The organism is Ectobacillus soli (assembly GCF_042610425.1).
In the GTDB taxonomy this organism is placed as follows: domain Bacteria; phylum Bacillota; class Bacilli; order Bacillales; family Bacillaceae_G; genus Ectobacillus.
This window is the reverse complement of the sequence record NZ_JBGJZM010000002.1, coordinates 134,425-151,448: the sequence shown is the minus strand read 5'-3', so window position 1 is coordinate 151,448 and position 17,024 is coordinate 134,425. Positions and strand designations below refer to the sequence as shown.

Sequence of the window (17,024 nt, the reverse complement as noted above, 5' to 3'; positions counted from 1 at the left end):
CAACAAGGACCTCTTATGACTTTATTAGGAAGGGAGTATACAACTACTGACATGAACCTAAAAATGAGTGCCATCATGTAGTAGTTTGGATATATGCTCTATAGTGCCAGTACTTACTAAATAAGTTTCACAAAATAGACAATGATACGTAATGAACATCAATTGCATTGTATACCCATTAGGGGTATAGTGTATACAAAGATATCTTCTGAAAAATGAGGTGACAAAATGAATCATTCTGAAGATAATACTACTAATTCAAAAATGGTTCCAAGAACAGAAGATGAAATCGAAAAGTTGACAAAGCGTCTCAAGCGCATCGAAGGACAGGTTCGCGGCGTACAGAAAATGGTAGAAGATAATCGCTATTGTGTCGATGTGTTAATACAAATTTCAGCCGTTCAAGCTGCGCTCAATCAAGTGGGATTTCAGCTGCTAGAACGACATACGAAACATTGCGTAACGAAGGCGATTCGCGAAGGGAACGGGGAAGAGTCAATTCAAGAACTGATGCAGGTGCTGAAACAGTTTTCAAAATAAAGGAGGGGAGTTTGATGAGTGAACAAAAGCTCGTTACACTTGGCGTTACAGGCATGACGTGTGCGGCCTGCTCCAACCGAATTGAGAAAAGCTTGAATAAGATGGACGGAGTAGAAGCGAACGTTAATTTAGCGATTGAAAAAGCAACAGTTACGTACGATCCTGAAAAACAAAGTATAGATGCGATTCAGAAAAAAATTGAATCACTCGGGTATGGCGTTGTCATCGAAAAAGTGACGATAGATATTGAAGGCATGACGTGTGCTGCCTGTGCGACCCGAATTGAAAAGGACTTGAATCGTTTAGAAGGGGTTACGAATGCTACCGTTAATTTAGCCATCAATCGTGCAGTGGTGGAATACAATACTGGATCTGTTACGACAGAAGATATGTTAGAGAAAATCAAAAAGCTAGGATATAAAGGAATAATTCAAAGTGAGCAAGGTAATCAAGCCGAACGGAGAGAACAATTACTTAAGCAAAAAGAGCGACAATTGACTCTTTCCATTCTTCTATCATTGCCTTTATTGTATACGATGATTATGCATATGCCGTTTGCTACGGGGCTTCCTATGCCGAATATTCTAATGAATCCATGGTTTCAATTACTCTTTGCAACGCCTGTGCAGTTTTACATTGGGTGGCCATTTTTCATAGGTGCGTACCGTGCTTTGCGAAACAAGAGTGCGAATATGGATGTATTGGTAGCACTTGGAACATCAGCGGCTTATTTTTATAGCTTATTTGAAGCAATCAAAACCATTACGAGTCCAGATTATATGCCAAACTTATATTTTGAAACGAGTGCTGTCTTGATTACACTTGTACTCGTTGGCAAATATTTTGAAGCAAGAGCAAAGGGCAGAACGACAGAAGCGATTTCGAAGTTATTGAGTCTGCAAGCGAAAGATGCTCTCGTTATCCGAAACGGCGTAGAAGTTAAGGTCCCACTTGATAAAATTGTCATTGGTGATACGATTCTCGTAAAACCTGGTGAAAAAATACCGGTGGATGGTATCGTTTTGTCTGGAATTTCTTCCGTTGATGAATCTATGATTACGGGCGAATCGATTCCTGTTGATAAAAGTGAGGGAGACGCTGTCATCGGTGCAACCATCAATGCCAACGGGGTACTTACCATCCGTGCTGAAAAGATTGGTAAGGATACAGCACTTGCAGGGATCGTGAAAATTGTGGAAGAAGCCCAAGGGTCAAAAGCGCCTATACAGCGTATGGCCGATGTGATCTCGGGTATATTTGTCCCAATTGTTGTCGGAATTGCAGTTGTTGCATTTCTCGTATGGTATTTCGGTGTGGCACCCGGTGATTTACCAAAAGCACTAGAAGTTAGTATTGCGGTACTTGTTATTGCTTGTCCGTGTGCGCTCGGACTTGCAACGCCAACTTCGATTATGGTAGGAACCGGTAAGGGAGCAGAACAAGGAATCCTCTTTAAAGGAGGTGAGTACTTAGAAGGAACGCATAAGATAAATGCAGTCTTACTTGATAAAACGGGAACGGTAACGAAGGGAAAACCAGAAGTTACCGATGTAACCGAGTTGCAAGAAGGCATGCTCGTCTATGCGATTTCCGCAGAAAGTGTTTCCGAGCACCCACTCGCACATGCGATTGTGGAGTATGGCAAGTCTCAAGGCATTCCGTTAAAGCCAATTGAACAGTTCACAGCTATTACGGGTAAAGGCATTGAGGCGATGATCGATGGCAAGGTGATTTTAGTTGGCACGAGAAAACTAATGCAGGAACGGTCTGTTGTGATGACAGATCATGAAGATAAAATGGCAGGCCTTGAGCAGCAAGGAAAAACGGCGATGCTTGTTGCCGTTGACGGACAGCTTTCCGGCATCCTTGCTGTGGCGGATACAGTAAAAGAAAGCTCGAAAGAAGCTATCAAAAACTTAAAGCAAATGGGCATAGAAGTATATATGGTAACCGGTGATAACAAACGGACAGCCGAAAGCATTGCAGCGCAGATTCATGTGGATCATGTCTATGCTGAAGTACTTCCAGAGGAAAAAGCAAACATTGTGGCAGAATTGCAAAAGCAAGGAAAGAAAGTTGCGATGGTTGGCGATGGTATTAACGATGCACCAGCCCTTGCAAAAGCAGATATTGGGATTGCTATCGGAACTGGTACGGATGTTGCCATCGAGGCAGCTGCAATCACATTAGTTGGCGGAGATTTGACTCATATTCCGAAGGCTATTGATTTAAGTCGTAAAACGATGAAAAATATTCGGCAAAACCTGTTCTGGGCGCTTTTTTACAATGCGATTGGAATTCCAGTTGCAGCAGCAGGACTGTTGGTACCATGGGTTGCAGGTGCTGCCATGGCATTTAGCTCCGTATCCGTTGTTGCCAATGCGCTTCGTTTGAAACGCGTTAAGATATAATGAGGAGGAAGATAAAATGATTACATTACAAGTAGAAGGTATGAGCTGTGGACATTGCAAAATGGCAGTGACAAATGCGTTGAAAGAATTAGACGGCGTGGCAAATGTAGAAGTTCATTTAGAAAAAGGAACCGTTGATGTAGAATACAATGAAGCAAAGGTTAGCCTTGATAAGATGAAGGAAGCAATCGAAGACCAAGGTTATGATGTGAAATAATGAGGGGAGGTCATCTTTCATGGATGACCTCCTTTATTATAGTACATTTCGATTGTTGTTAAGAAAGCGAAAAATTTCGAGTAATATAATATGAAGGCTTAGCCATAAGCCGCCAAATACATAGCCTGCAATGACGTCGCTTGGGTACTGGATACCAAAGTAAATGCGGCTCAGTCCAACGAGCAAAGCGACGATCCCGACTAGCGAAAATGCAGTTGTCTGGATGAGGCCATTTCCTGTATGCCGTACAAATAAATAGGCAACAAAGCCTAAGAAAATGACGGTGATTAACGTTTGCTCACTCGGAAAGGTGTTCATATTTGCTACTGGACCTATGCGGTGGAACAAACGACGTAGTCCTTCTTCCCAAAGCTCGCCCCCAACTATAACTTCTAGCAAAAAGAAAATTTCAAGCCGGCGATTTTCCCCCTTGAATATCACCCAGATAATGGATCCAGCACATAGTGTAAGCAAAATGGGCAAGGAAGCCAAATAGCCAAATTCTCGCATCCACGTTGTCCAGCTTTCATTAAATGATGCTTGTATGATAAAAGTAGTAACGGCATCAAAATCAGAAAACTCATTCGCTAAAAAGTCTTGAATTAATCCAAGTATGAGAACGAAGCATAGAAAAAACGCACCAAGCGAAAGAACGACCAGCGCTTTGACCCGGCCAAGCTTATGAAACATTTCTAGTCCCTTGCGAAGCGAGAAGACGATCATATCCCATATTCGGTCTCTATACTTACGAATGACATAGGCTATGATAAAAATAAGAACAGCTATAATACCGCCAATTAGCATATATTTTGTAATGGTCTTGTGATATAGCTCCCATTTCGGTCCTAACACTTTACCAAGAGAAATAAAGGTGCCCGTCCAAAGGAATGCCCCGGAATAGGCATACCACATAAACGTACGAAAAGACATGCGCGTAATCCCTGAGAAATAACCAGTAAAATGGCGAACTCCCGGAATAAAAAAAGCAATCGTAAGCAGCTTATTGCCGTAATGATCGAACCACTTGGCTGTCTTTTCGAGCCGCTCTGGTCCGAAATGAATTTTGTCCCCGTGTCGTTCAAAAAAGGGAGTCCCAAGCTTATAGCCAATCCAGTAGGATATCGTAATGCCAAGTGAAGACCCCGTACCGGCAATTAAAATACTTAGAAACCAGTTTAAATGTCCTTGGAAAACCAGTAACCCTGTATACGTCATGACAACTTCTCCAGGCAATGGCAAGGCAAGAAGCTCAAGCAAAAGCGCCAATCCTAACACATAATACCCGTAATCTCCCATTAAACTTTGTATATACTGAACCATTGCCGAATCCTCCGCATCTTCATTGCATTTCTATTCTTTATTGTACCTTTTCTACTAAGAAAGGACACGGGATTCAGTCAGAAAGTTCATTCTTTTAGAAAAAGAAAAACGGGAACGGATTTATTATTCTTGCTTAAGCTGGTTCATCAAATATTCAAAATCAATTTCGACTTGGTAGACCCGCTTGTTTAGTACTTCCATTTTAATATCGACATGTCTCATGATGTTATTCGTATATGCCCCCATGCTTGCGACGACTTGTTTTTGCCACTCGGTTTGTCCATTTTTTAGTTGAATGAAGTCATCCTTCAAAATGGCAAGATCATTTTTCACGAGTGCAAGTTCAACTTTAAGGCTGGAAACATCACGTTTCACAAATGTGAGTTCCTCTTTAAGCACGGCAACATCAGTTTTCATATGAGAAAATTCGTCTTTCAGACCAGCAACATCGGTTTTAACAAGGGCAAGCTCATCCTTGATACCAGCAACATCGGCTTTAACAAGAGCAAGCTCATCCTTGATGCCAGCAACATCGGCTTTAACAAGAGCAAGCTCATTTTTGATGCCAGCAACATCAGTTTTAACAAGAGCAAGCTCATCCTTGATACCAGCAATATCGGCTTTCATAAGAACAAACTCGTCTGTTAAAAGAGTAACATCCTTTTGTAACGCTTGCGTGTCTTTACGCGATTCTTTTACTTCCTCCAGTATTTGCATCAGTACTTGTTCCATGTGGTCCCTCCTGTGGTTTTGATCAATCAAAATGACTGTAAAATAGAAGTTTGATAAGATGATTTGAAGTGGGGTATGGTGGTAGATGTAAGCTCATCCTAGCATGTTAGTTTACATCGTGCTACATGATTAAAGTAGGAAATGCCAACAGAAAATATACGTTTTTTATATAGAAAAATTGTAAATGATTTATGAAGAAAGAAAAGTTAAGCGGATGAGCTATTTTTTTCGCTAGATGGCCATAAGCGAAGAAAATCGTCAAAATAGTCGCAAATGTTCGTTTCATCACTGGTAAACTTAGATTATAATGAGTAATAGCAATGATGAAACAACAATGTAGAAAATCTATGTCAGAGGGTGACAAACTATATGAGTAATTATCAAGGATTACGAGAATCAGAATTGAAGGAACTTTTTGCTACCTTACAAGAAAAATATGAAGGATATAAAAGCCAAAAATTAAAGTTAAACATGGCAAGAGGAAAGCCTTCTCCGGAGCAACTTGATCTTTCCTTAGATATGATGTCTGTATTGAAAACGAAAGAGGATTTATTCGCAAATGATGGAACTGATACACGCAATTACGGTGGTCTTGACGGACTTCCTGAAGCAAAGGAATTATTTTCGAAGGTACTTGAAGTTGGCACAAACGAAATTATCATTGGCGGAAATTCCAGTCTTACAATGATGCATGATACAATTGCAAGAGCGATGTTTTTCGGCGTTCTTGGCAGTGAAAAGCCTTGGGGCAAGCTTCCAGCTGTTAAATTCCTATGTCCAAGTCCAGGCTATGATCGTCACTTTGCAATCTGTGAGCTGTTCAACATTGAAATGATTATCGTTGACATGCTGGAAGATGGTCCTAATATGGATGCAGTGGAAAAGCTAGTAGCTGAGGATGATTCTATTAAAGGAATGTGGTGTGTACCAAAATACAGTAATCCAGATGGTATTACGTATTCTGACGAAGTGGTAGATCGTTTAGCTAGCATGAAAACAAAAGCAAACGATTTCCGTATTTTCTGGGACAACGCCTATGCTATCCATCATTTAACGGATGAACCAGATCAACTGAAAAACATTATGACAGCTTGTAAAGAAGCAGGTAATCCAGACCGCGTCTTCCTTTTCGGATCTACTTCTAAAGTTACCTTCCCAGGTGCTGGAGTTGCGATGATGGGGGCTAGTGAAGCTAACTTAACATTTATTAAAAAACAATATGCATTCCAATCTATTGGTCCAGATAAAATTAACCAACTTCGTCATGTCCGCTTCTTTAAGGACTATGAAGGCCTTACCAATCATATGAAGAAGCATGCAGCAATTATCAAACCAAAATTTGATATGGTACTCAACATTTTAGAAAAAGAGCTTGGAGATAAAGGAATTGCTTCTTGGCATAAGCCAAATGGTGGCTATTTCATTAGCTTAAACATAATGAACGGCTGTGCGAAGGAAGTCGTAAGTATGGCAAAAGAAGCTGGCGTAACCTTAACTGGAGCTGGCGCAACGTTCCCATATAGCAACGACCCAAGAGATCGCAACATCCGCATTGCACCAACTTTCCCATCTTTAGTTGAATTGGAAACAGCAATTGAAATTTTGTGCTTGTGCGTAGAAATCGCAAGTGTGAAGAAGATATTGGCTGAGAAATAATACAATCTGACAGAAGCCCTACTCGCTTAAGCGTGTAGGGCTTTTTTTACATATTTGCGCATTGAATTGATCGTGACGTTTATATATCGGCAAATGTTCTTTTTAGGGATTTTTAGAATCACTTTCGCATTCCTCATGTACTACAAACGTCAAATTTTTTAAAATTTACAAACATTTCACCATTTTTTTAATAGATTTATGGTATTTTTAATTAGGAATTAAAAAAATATTTTAACTATTAGGAATGAGTAAGTAACGATTTAGAAATGTACACAAGGGAGGATGCTTACGTATGAAGAAATTAATGGTGATTAGTTCGGCTGTGCTTACATTAGGAGTGTTTGCAAACCCGACAAACTTTGTTTCAGCAGCACCAACAGAAGGTCAAATACAAATCATGGATGAAACTGCATTGATTGGGAATGCGCAAGGTGATGGTGTTTGGTCGCATCCTTATGGGGAACAGGGGGCTAGCTATGAAGGTGATATTTCTCTTCATGCTGGAACTATCGTACATATAACGGCAAGCGTGCAGCATGGATCGGTTATATGGAATGCTATTGAAGTAGATGGAAACTTTATTGGATGGGTGGATAGCCGTGCGTTAGAAAACAACATTCCTACTGTTTCTAATGTAAACACAGATCAAGTGGTCGTAGAAACAGACGGAAATGCCATTTGGTCAAGCCCATATGGACTTCATGGAGCGAAGTATATCGGATCTACCAATGATTATGTTGGGAAAGATGTAAAAATCGTAAAACAAATGACATATCAAAATGTTCTATGGAGTAAGGTTTCTGTAGATGGCAAGGTGATTGGCTGGCTTGATACGCGTTCCTTAAGCTCATTATCAGACATAAGTGATGCGAACGAAAATGCTGTTATGGATGAAACAGAAGGAAATGCAATTTGGACGATGCCGTATGGTCTTCCGGGTGCACAGTACGTGGATGATACAAATAAATATGCGTTTCATGATCTTAAAGTAGTAGCAAAGACAAAAAATGGATCAACCCAGTGGTACAAAGTAATGGCAGATGGTAAGGAAATCGGTTGGATTGATGCGAAGGCTCTTGATACAGCAGGAAAGGCAGTTACACAAACGTTAGATTCTGTATTGGGAAGCCAGCCAAACGGGATTTGGTCCGTTCCTTACGGCATTAACGGAGCAAAATACTTAGGAAGCACACTTGATTATGCTTTGCAGCATGTGCAAGTAAAGAAATCTGTTAAGAAGGGGAACGTTACTTGGTATGAGATACAGCTAAATGGACAAACGCTCGGCTTTGTTGACGCAGCCAACGCCATTTCCAATTTACAAGTGACAGATGAAGATAGTACAGAAACGGTTTCATCTTCCACTACAGGTGATGCGATTTGGAGCCTACCGTATGGAGAAGCTAACGCAAATTATGTTGGACCAGTAGACCAAATAAGCAATCAGCCCGTTCAAGTGGTGCAAAGTGTACAAAAAGGATCTACGACTTGGAAGAAAATTAAAAGCGGAAATCGCATTCTTGGCTGGATTGATGCCCATGTGTTTAAAAAATTAGAAAACCTAAAGAATGAAGACCGTCAAGCTGTCGTTGGCTCTGTAAATGATGGAGATGGTATTTGGAGCCTACCGTATGGAGAAGTTGGCGCTACCTATATCGGTCCAGTGAACAATCACAGCTATGATCAACTCCATATCATTCAAAGCGCAACAAAAAATGGCGTAACATGGAATAAAGTTGAGCTTCCAGATGGAACAACAGGCTGGGTAGATGCACGTGTCTTTGATAGTGAGTACAACAGTTTAGACAATGTACAGGATGAACAAAAGCAAGGAATTGTAGCGCAATCAAACGGAGATGCAATCTGGAGCGCCCCATATGGTGAGCACAATGCGAAATATTTAGGCTCTGTTGATTCATTACGAAATCAAAATGTTAAAATCTTAAAACAAGCCAAGAAGAGCGGAATTACTTGGAATCAAATTAAATTGCCTAACGGTAAAGTCGGCTGGGTAGATGCTCACGTGTTTGGTTCTGTTACTTATACAGCTGACACAGTTAAACAAAAGGCATACGACTTAGGCTTCTTTGATCGCGGTGACGTACTTGTCTATAACAAAAATGGACAAGCTGGAAATGAATCGGATGATTTAGCTTACTTCTATCCAATTGGTAACGGAGAAACAGACATGCGCCTAACGGTTGTAAGTCCAGATCCAACATTCTCCCCAATTTTAAAGCAATTAGGAGCAGCGATCTTACCAACTGGAAGTCAGCAGTTCTATGATACATTGAAAAGTAACCCAACATCTCAAACGGTTCAAATCGATGGACGTACGATTAAAGTAGAAATTTCAGGATTTTCGAAAGTTGATATAAAATTTGGACCGATTGTCAAATAATAAATTCCAAAGTTTGTAAAAATAGGTTGCCTGTTTAACGGGCAACCTATTTTTTTATGGCGAAATAAACGTAAACCAGTATGTAAATAATTCGTCGTGTTTCGCAAAGTTCTTCTTATAGGAAGAACTTTTTTTTTGAAATAAAATGTAAGATTTTATATTTTCAGACTAAATCCGACAAATTTTTTATTTATCCTATGATACTTTTATTTTGTTACATAAAATCCTAAAAAATAACACTTATTTTATTATTTAGGAAACATGACAACTAATTCAAATTTACCAAAGAAAGAAGATGAAATACATATGAAGAAATGGGTAGCTATTATTGCAGCAATAGTAACAATTGGATTGTGTGCAGATCCAGCAGTAAGTATACATGCTGCTAACACACAAGAACAAGCAATCACAATCAGCATCAATGCCTTAATCGGAAACAAAAGTGGGGATGGCATTTGGACGCGCCCATACGGAGAAGCAAATGCAGCCTATAAAGGTGACGTTTCCCTATATGCTGGAACGATTGTTCATGCTACATCATCATTAACCTATGGATCTACGACATGGTATTTCATTCAAATCGATGGCAAAGATATCGGGTGGGTAGACCACCATGTCTTACAAGAAAATATTCCTTCCGTTTCCCAAATATCCGAGAAGCAGATCATGGCTAAAACAAACGGGAATGCCATTTGGTCAGCTCCGTATGGGATGGAGGGAGCAAAATATATTGGCTCTACCAATGAATATACAGGTAAAGACGTTCAACTTACGCAGCAATTAACCTATCACAATGTAGTGTGGGATCAAATTTCTATTAATGGAAAGGTCATTGGCTGGGTGGATCGCCGCGCATTAAGCAATCTATCAGAAATTAAGACTATCGATAACCAATCTGCTGTATTAGGGGAAACACATGGTAACGGGATATGGACCATGCCGTATGGTGTGCCGGGAGCAGAATTTATAGATGTAACGAGTAAATACGCATATAGTGATATTCTATTGCTTGAAAGCGCAAAGATTGGGTCGGTAACTTGGTATAAAGTAGTAGTAGATTGGAAGATTGGTTGGGTTGATGCTAGGGCACTCGATAATACAAACGCGATAACTCCGGCAAATATGGACATTGTGATAGGAGCCAATCCTGATAATGGGATATGGTCAACGCCCTACGGAATTGAAGGAGCGCAATATATAGATAGTACGAAGAAACTTGCACTGCAACAGGTGACTGTTACAAGCATTGTTCAAAGAGGAAATGTTAATTGGTATCAAATTCGAAACAAGGATTCATTAACCTTTATAGGCTGGATTGATGGTGACCATGCTGTGTCATATTTAAACGATTTAAGGGAAGAAAATCGCATAGGAACCGTTACCTATACCTCAAAGGGAGATGGGGTTTGGAGCCTGCCTTACGGGGAATACGGTGCTAGGTACTTAGGACCTACGAACAATTATGCGAATCAAGCTGTACAAATTGTCCAAAGTATAAAAGGTGGAGAAACCGTTTGGTATCATATTAGGAAAGACAATCAAGATATCGGCTGGGTTGATTCTCGTTTATTTTCTACATTAGATAACGTAAAAGATGAGAATCGTCAAGCTGTCTTAGGTTCGGTAGAAAGCTGGGAGGCGATTTACAAAGCTCCAGAAGGGGAACCAGGCGATGATATTTTGGGTTGGGTAAGTGAATATAATTACCAATCTGTTCAGGTTTTAAAAAGCGCTAACAAAGGAGATACAATCTGGAACCAAATCCAGCTTAAGAATGGACTGATTGGCTGGGTAAATTCTCGTGTATTATCGAAAGAATATAACGGTTTGGAAAATATAAAGGATGAAAACTACGATGCAGTTGTTCAATACTCGCCTAATGGAGATGGAATTTGGTCGGCTCCTTACGGGGAGTATGCAGCTGAATACTATGCCCCAACTAATTATTACAGCAATCAAACGGTACATGTCATTCAAAGTGCGAAAAAGGGAGCAACGACTTGGATCAAATTTAAATTTGCAAATGAAGTAATAGGTTGGGTCGATGAGCGAGTGTTACATGCGCAGTCAAGCGGATCGACAAATGGCAGCGTATATACAGCTCCAGAAATTCGGGACAAAGCGCTTAACTTAGGATTCTTTACTTCTCCCATTGGAGCGTTAGTTTATAACAAGTATGGAATACAAGGAAATATCCTATACGAGTATGCTAGTTTATTTCCAACTGGTGGAGGAGATATCGATATCAATTTGATGTTGTATAACACTGATCCGGACTTCGAAGTGAAAGTAAAGGATTTATTATCCGCTATTTTACCAACGCAAGGAGAAAACTTCTTTAACATGGTTGCGCAGGATAATTCATCTCGTACATTTACATTAGATGGACGTACCATCAAATTAACGAAATACCTATGGGGATTAGACATCTCTTTTGGTCCAATCAAAAATTAATGTATTACTGAACGTTGCATGCCTAACTATTCGAAACGAGGGTTCCCCACACCCTCGTTTTTGTAATTTCCCCAAAGACGATATCACCTCAAAAAGCCGTAACAGAAAAATAATACGAATATTTGTTCGTATTATTAGTATTTTTTCCTCTCCCCGTGGTAAAATATAACTACATATTTTGTAGTTTGGGGAGGTTGAACGGTTTGGAGCATGAGTTTGAAGTTGTGTCCCAGTACTCTCCACAAGGGGACCAGCCAAAGGCAATTGAAGCTTTGGTGAAAGGTGTGAAAGAAGGAAAGAGACATCAAGTATTGCTTGGTGCGACAGGAACGGGAAAGACCTTTACAGTTTCGAATGTGATTAAGCAGGTGAATAAGCCGACGCTTGTTATGGCTCATAATAAGACGCTAGCGGGTCAGCTGTATAGTGAGCTAAAGGGCTTTTTTCCGAACAATGCAGTTGAATATTTTGTAAGCTATTATGATTACTATCAACCAGAAGCGTATGTACCGCAGACAGATACATATATTGAAAAAGATTCCAAGGTGAATGATGAAATTGATAAGCTGCGTCACTCCGCTACGTCTGCGCTGTTTGAACGATCTGACGTTATCGTTGTTGCCAGCGTTTCGTGTATTTACGGTCTCGGTTCGCCGGAAGAATATAGCGAACTTGTCGTTTCGCTTCGTGTTGGTATGGAAAAAGGACGAGATCAATTGCTCCGTCAGCTTGTGGATGTGCAGTATGCCCGCAATGATATCGATTTCCAACGCGGGACGTTCCGTGTGCGCGGGGATGTCGTCGAAATTTTTCCAGCGTCCCGTGACGAGCATTGTATTCGAATTGAATTTTTCGGGGATGAAATTGACCGCATTCGTGAAGTGGATGCGTTAACAGGAGAAGTGCTAGCTGAGCGGGAACATGTTGCCATCTTTCCGGCATCTCACTTCGTAACGCGTGAAGATAAAATGCGGATTGCCATTCAAAATATAGAAAAAGAACTAGAAGAACGGTTAAAGGAATTGCGTGAGCAGGACCACCTATTAGAAGCACAGCGGCTCGAACAACGAACTCGCTATGATTTAGAAATGATGGCGGAGATGGGGTTTTGTTCGGGGATTGAAAACTACTCCCGTCATTTAACACTTCGCCCAGCCGGATCGACGCCGTATACGCTTCTTGATTATTTTCCAGACGATTTTTTACTTATTGTCGATGAGTCTCATGTTATGCTTCCGCAAGTACGGGCTATGTATAACGGAGACCAAGCGCGTAAACAAGTGCTAGTGGATCATGGCTTTCGTTTGCCGTCAGCACTTGATAATCGTCCGCTAACATTCGGGGAATTTGAGGATAAAGTGAAGCAAGCCATTTATGTATCAGCAACGCCAGGACCGTATGAGCTCGATCTTGCACCAAAGGTCGTGCAGCAAATTATTCGCCCAACTGGCCTACTTGATCCGACGATTGCTATTCGACCAATTGAGGGGCAAATCGATGATTTACTTGGTGAAATACAAGAACGAATTGCCAAACATGAACGTGTCCTTGTTACTACGCTGACGAAAAAGATGTCGGAGGACTTAACCGATTATTTAAAGGATATCGGCATTAAAGTAAATTATCTTCATTCGGAAGTGAAAACATTAGAGCGGATCGAAATCATTCGTGATCTTCGGTTAGGAAAGTATGATGTCCTAGTTGGCATTAACCTTCTTCGGGAAGGACTCGATATTCCAGAAGTGTCGCTCGTTGCCATTTTAGATGCGGATAAGGAAGGGTTTCTTCGTTCCGAACGTTCCCTTATTCAAACAATGGGGCGCGCAGCGCGTAATGTGAATGGTCATGTCGTCATGTATGCGGACAAAATAACGCATTCGATGGAAGTTGCTATCAGTGAAACGAAGCGACGACGTGAAATCCAAGAAGCATTCAATCAAGAGCACGGCATTACGCCACAAACGATACAGAAAGAAATTCGTGATGTCATCCGTGCAACGTCTGCTGCCGAAGAAGGAGCAGGCTATGATGCGAAGGCACCAAAGAAAAAAATGAACAAAACGGAGCGGGCAAATGTCATTGCTCGTCTGGAAATGGAAATGAAGGAAGCAGCACGGGCACTCGATTTCGAGCGTGCGGCCGAGCTTCGTGATCTCATGCTAGAGCTTAAAGCGGAAGGATAGGATAACGTTGGCTAACAATCAAATTGTGGTGAAGGGTGCAAGAGCACATAACTTAAAAAATATAGATGTTACGATTCCGAGAAATGAGCTTGTAGTCGTAACCGGTCTATCGGGTTCCGGAAAATCCTCTCTGGCATTTGATACGATTTATGCCGAAGGACAGCGTCGGTATGTGGAATCCTTATCGGCATACGCACGCCAATTTCTCGGACAGATGGATAAACCGGATGTGGATGCCATTGAAGGGCTATCACCTGCCATTTCCATTGACCAAAAGACAACGAGCCGGAATCCGCGTTCAACGGTTGGAACGGTTACCGAAATTTCCGATTACTTGCGCCTTTTGTATGCGAGAGTAGGCACACCAATTTGTCCAAACCACGGCATTGAAATTACATCGCAAACAATTGAACAAATGGTAGACCGCATTTTAGAATTTCCAGAGCGAACGAAGCTTCAAGTGCTAGCACCCATTGTTTCTGGTCGTAAAGGAACACAGGTAAAGGTGTTAGAAGACATTAAAAAGCAAGGATATGTTCGTGTTCGGGCGGACGGGGAACTTCGTGACCTGTCAGATGATATTGTACTGGATAAAAACAAAAAGCATACAATAGAAGTAATTATTGACCGCGTTGTTGTGAAAGAAGGCGTTGCTACGCGGCTTGCAGACTCTCTTCAATCTGCTTTGCAGCTAGGCGAAGGCCGTGTGCTCATTGATGTCATCGGCGAAACCGAGCTCTTATTTAGTGAACATCATGCATGTCCACATTGCGGATTTTCCATTGGTGAGCTTGAGCCGCGCATGTTTTCGTTTAATAGTCCATTTGGCGCTTGTCCTGCTTGTGATGGTCTCGGTTCGAAGCTTGAGGTTGATCTCGATTTAGTCATTCCGAACAAGGGCCTAACGCTACGAAACCACGCCATTGCACCATGGGAGCCAACAAGTTCCCAATATTATCCGCAAATGCTCGAAGCAGTGTGCAATCATTATGGTATTAATATGGACATACCCGTTAAAGATATTCCCAAATCACAACTGGATAAAATTTTATACGGAAGTGACGGGGAAAAAATTCACTTCCGGTATGTGAATGACTTCGGACAAATAAAGGAAAGTAATATTTTGTTCGAAGGGGTCGTGATGAATATTGAACGGCGCTTCCGTGAAACAAGTTCCGATTATATTCGGGAGCAAATGGAAAAATATATGGCGCAGCAGCCTTGTCCTACATGTAAAGGGGCAAGATTAAAGCCCGAGTCACTTGCTGTTTATATAGATGGATCCAATATAGCTGATATTTCAAAGCTATCGGTAAAAGAGGCGTATGAATTTTTTAGTACGGTTACCTTAACGGAAAAACAACAGCAAATTGCGCGTCTCATTCTTCGTGAAATCAAAGAACGACTTAGCTTTTTAATTAATGTGGGGCTCGATTATTTAACGCTTAATCGTTCTGCTGGAACCTTATCTGGCGGCGAGGCGCAGCGCATTCGGCTCGCCACACAGATTGGCTCACGCCTTACCGGGGTACTCTATATTTTAGATGAGCCGTCCATTGGTTTGCATCAACGTGACAACGACCGTCTCATTTCTACTTTGCAAAATATGCGTGATTTAGGCAATACGCTTATCGTTGTTGAGCATGATGAGGATACGATGCTAGCAGCCGATTACTTAATTGATATCGGTCCGGGAGCCGGGGTTCACGGCGGTGAAGTAATATCCGCCGGTACACCGGAGGAAGTAAGAAACGATCCGAACTCCTTAACCGGAGATTATTTATCGGGCCGAAAGTTTATTCCTGTTCCGCAGAAACGTCGAAAAGGAGACGGACGTAAAATTGAAATTGTCGGTGCAAAGGAAAATAATCTTCGGAATGTAAAGACTTCTTTTCCGCTTGGTACATTTACAGCTGTTACCGGTGTTTCTGGATCGGGAAAAAGTACACTTATTAATGAAATTTTATATAAAACACTTGCGCAGCAATTATATAATGCCAAAACGAAGCCAGGTGCTTACAAAGAAATAAAGGGGATTGAACTTCTTGATAAAGTGATTGATATTGATCAATCTCCAATCGGTAGAACTCCTCGTAGTAATCCAGCTACCTACACGGGTGTATTCGATGATGTTCGCGATGTGTTTGCCCAAACGAACGAAGCGAAAATGCGTGGTTATCAAAAGGGCCGCTTTAGCTTCAATGTGAAGGGTGGGCGCTGTGAGGCATGCCGAGGCGATGGCATTATTAAAATTGAAATGCATTTCCTTCCTGATGTGTATGTGCCTTGTGAAGTTTGCCATGGCAAACGATATAACCGTGAAACATTGGAAGTAAAATATAAGGATAATAGTATTTCAGACGTTCTTGAAATGACGATTGAGGATGGGCTGCAATTTTTCGAAAACATTCCGAAAATTAAGCGTAAGCTACAAACGCTCGTGGATGTAGGACTCGGTTATATGAAGCTTGGTCAGCCAGCGACAACACTATCTGGCGGTGAAGCACAGCGCGTGAAGCTTGCATCGGAATTACATCGTCGTTCTAACGGACGTACTCTTTACATCCTTGATGAGCCTACCACAGGATTACATGTCGATGATATCGCACGGTTACTCGTAGTGCTGCAACGTCTCGTAGAAAATGGAGATACCGTTTTAGTTATCGAACATAATCTCGATGTTATTAAAACCGCAGACTATATTATCGATCTAGGACCAGAAGGCGGCGACAAAGGTGGTATGATCGTTGCAACCGGAACACCTGAGCAGGTTATGAAGGTAACCAAATCGTACACCGCAAAATATTTAAAAGCGATAATCGAACGAGACACCGCCCGTATGCAGAAAAAGATTGAACAAGTCGAAATGATGTAAAGGAAACCCATGGGTTCTAAGATGACCACTGAAGAATACTATTTTTCAGTGGTCTTATTTTATAAATTAGGAATGGAAAACCAAGCTCGGATTATCATCCAGGCTGGCGTCAAAAGAGCCAGGATTAAGCCCATACAGAGAACAAGGTGGGCTTGGGTATAGCTCAATTAGCCCTTGGCGATTTACCAGTAAATAGCGTATGATGGAATAGGAAGAAATGGGTGAAAAGGATGTG

Annotated in this window: 10 protein-coding genes; 8 read left to right on the top strand and 2 right to left on the bottom strand. The window is 41.3% G+C overall.

All coding sequences use genetic code 11. The features are described 5' to 3' along the window. Nucleotides 1-228 precede the first annotated feature (228 nt). The 3 genes from ACAN53_RS12585 to copZ are packed head-to-tail and all read left to right on the top strand — an operon-like array spanning nucleotide 229 to nucleotide 3,168. Nucleotides 229-540, top strand: coding sequence for a metal-sensing transcriptional repressor (locus ACAN53_RS12585; protein ID WP_379970466.1), 312 nt, complete (start codon nucleotides 229-231; stop codon nucleotides 538-540). A gap of 14 nt (nucleotides 541-554) precedes the next feature. Then, nucleotides 555-2,951: a heavy metal translocating P-type ATPase gene (locus ACAN53_RS12580; protein WP_379970465.1), complete on the top strand. Its 2,397-nt coding sequence runs from the start codon at nucleotides 555-557 to the stop codon at nucleotides 2,949-2,951. 16 nt (nucleotides 2,952-2,967) lie between these two features. After that, on the top strand, nucleotides 2,968-3,168 hold the full coding sequence (gene copZ / locus ACAN53_RS12575; RefSeq protein WP_379970464.1) for a copper chaperone CopZ: 201 nt from the start codon (nucleotides 2,968-2,970) through the stop codon (nucleotides 3,166-3,168). A 36-nt stretch (nucleotides 3,169-3,204) separates the two neighbouring features. On the opposite strand, the gene ACAN53_RS12570 is transcribed toward copZ, so the two are convergent. Together ACAN53_RS12570 and ACAN53_RS12565 are read right to left on the bottom strand one after the other, a co-directional pair. Then, nucleotides 3,205-4,488: a VTT domain-containing protein gene (locus tag ACAN53_RS12570; RefSeq protein ID WP_379970463.1), complete on the bottom strand. Its 1,284-nt coding sequence runs from the start codon at nucleotides 4,486-4,488 to the stop codon at nucleotides 3,205-3,207. 123 nt (nucleotides 4,489-4,611) lie between these two features. Further along, nucleotides 4,612-5,220, bottom strand: a complete 609-nt coding sequence (locus tag ACAN53_RS12565; RefSeq protein WP_379970462.1) for a hypothetical protein — start codon at nucleotides 5,218-5,220, stop codon at nucleotides 4,612-4,614. Nucleotides 5,221-5,589: 369 nt separating this feature from the next. On the opposite strand from ACAN53_RS12565, the gene ACAN53_RS12560 reads away from it, so the two are divergent. The 5 genes from ACAN53_RS12560 (at nucleotide 5,590) to uvrA (ending at nucleotide 16,789) form a co-directional block, all read left to right on the top strand. Beyond that, entirely contained in the window at nucleotides 5,590-6,876 is a 1,287-nt protein-coding gene (locus ACAN53_RS12560; protein WP_379970461.1) for an aspartate aminotransferase type Ic, read from the top strand. A 292-nt stretch (nucleotides 6,877-7,168) separates the two neighbouring features. Continuing rightward, entirely contained in the window at nucleotides 7,169-9,277 is a 2,109-nt protein-coding gene (locus tag ACAN53_RS12555) for a GW domain-containing glycosaminoglycan-binding protein (protein WP_379970460.1), read from the top strand. A gap of 261 nt (nucleotides 9,278-9,538) precedes the next feature. Continuing rightward, the gene (locus ACAN53_RS12550) at nucleotides 9,539-11,731 is read left to right on the top strand and encodes a GW domain-containing glycosaminoglycan-binding protein (RefSeq protein WP_379970459.1); all 2,193 of its coding nucleotides are present in this window, start codon (nucleotides 9,539-9,541) and stop codon (nucleotides 11,729-11,731) included. Between the two features lie 203 nt (nucleotides 11,732-11,934). Continuing rightward, nucleotides 11,935-13,914, top strand: a complete 1,980-nt coding sequence (uvrB, locus tag ACAN53_RS12545) for an excinuclease ABC subunit UvrB (RefSeq protein WP_379970458.1) — start codon at nucleotides 11,935-11,937, stop codon at nucleotides 13,912-13,914. A gap of 7 nt (nucleotides 13,915-13,921) precedes the next feature. Beyond that, entirely contained in the window at nucleotides 13,922-16,789 is a 2,868-nt protein-coding gene (gene uvrA / locus ACAN53_RS12540; RefSeq protein ID WP_379970457.1) for an excinuclease ABC subunit UvrA, read from the top strand. Nucleotides 16,790-17,024: the final 235 nt, after the last annotated feature.

Coding starts and splice junctions, on each gene's coding strand:
- ACAN53_RS12585 (WP_379970466.1), top strand. CDS start 229: ATGAATCATTCTGAAGATAATACTACTAATTCAAAAATGGTTCCAAGA.
- ACAN53_RS12580 (WP_379970465.1), top strand. CDS start 555: ATGAGTGAACAAAAGCTCGTTACACTTGGCGTTACAGGCATGACGTGT.
- copZ (WP_379970464.1), top strand. CDS start 2,968: ATGATTACATTACAAGTAGAAGGTATGAGCTGTGGACATTGCAAAATG.
- ACAN53_RS12570 (WP_379970463.1), bottom strand. CDS start 4,488: ATGGTTCAGTATATACAAAGTTTAATGGGAGATTACGGGTATTATGTG.
- ACAN53_RS12565 (WP_379970462.1), bottom strand. CDS start 5,220: ATGGAACAAGTACTGATGCAAATACTGGAGGAAGTAAAAGAATCGCGT.
- ACAN53_RS12560 (WP_379970461.1), top strand. CDS start 5,590: ATGAGTAATTATCAAGGATTACGAGAATCAGAATTGAAGGAACTTTTT.
- ACAN53_RS12555 (WP_379970460.1), top strand. CDS start 7,169: ATGAAGAAATTAATGGTGATTAGTTCGGCTGTGCTTACATTAGGAGTG.
- ACAN53_RS12550 (WP_379970459.1), top strand. CDS start 9,539: ATGACAACTAATTCAAATTTACCAAAGAAAGAAGATGAAATACATATG.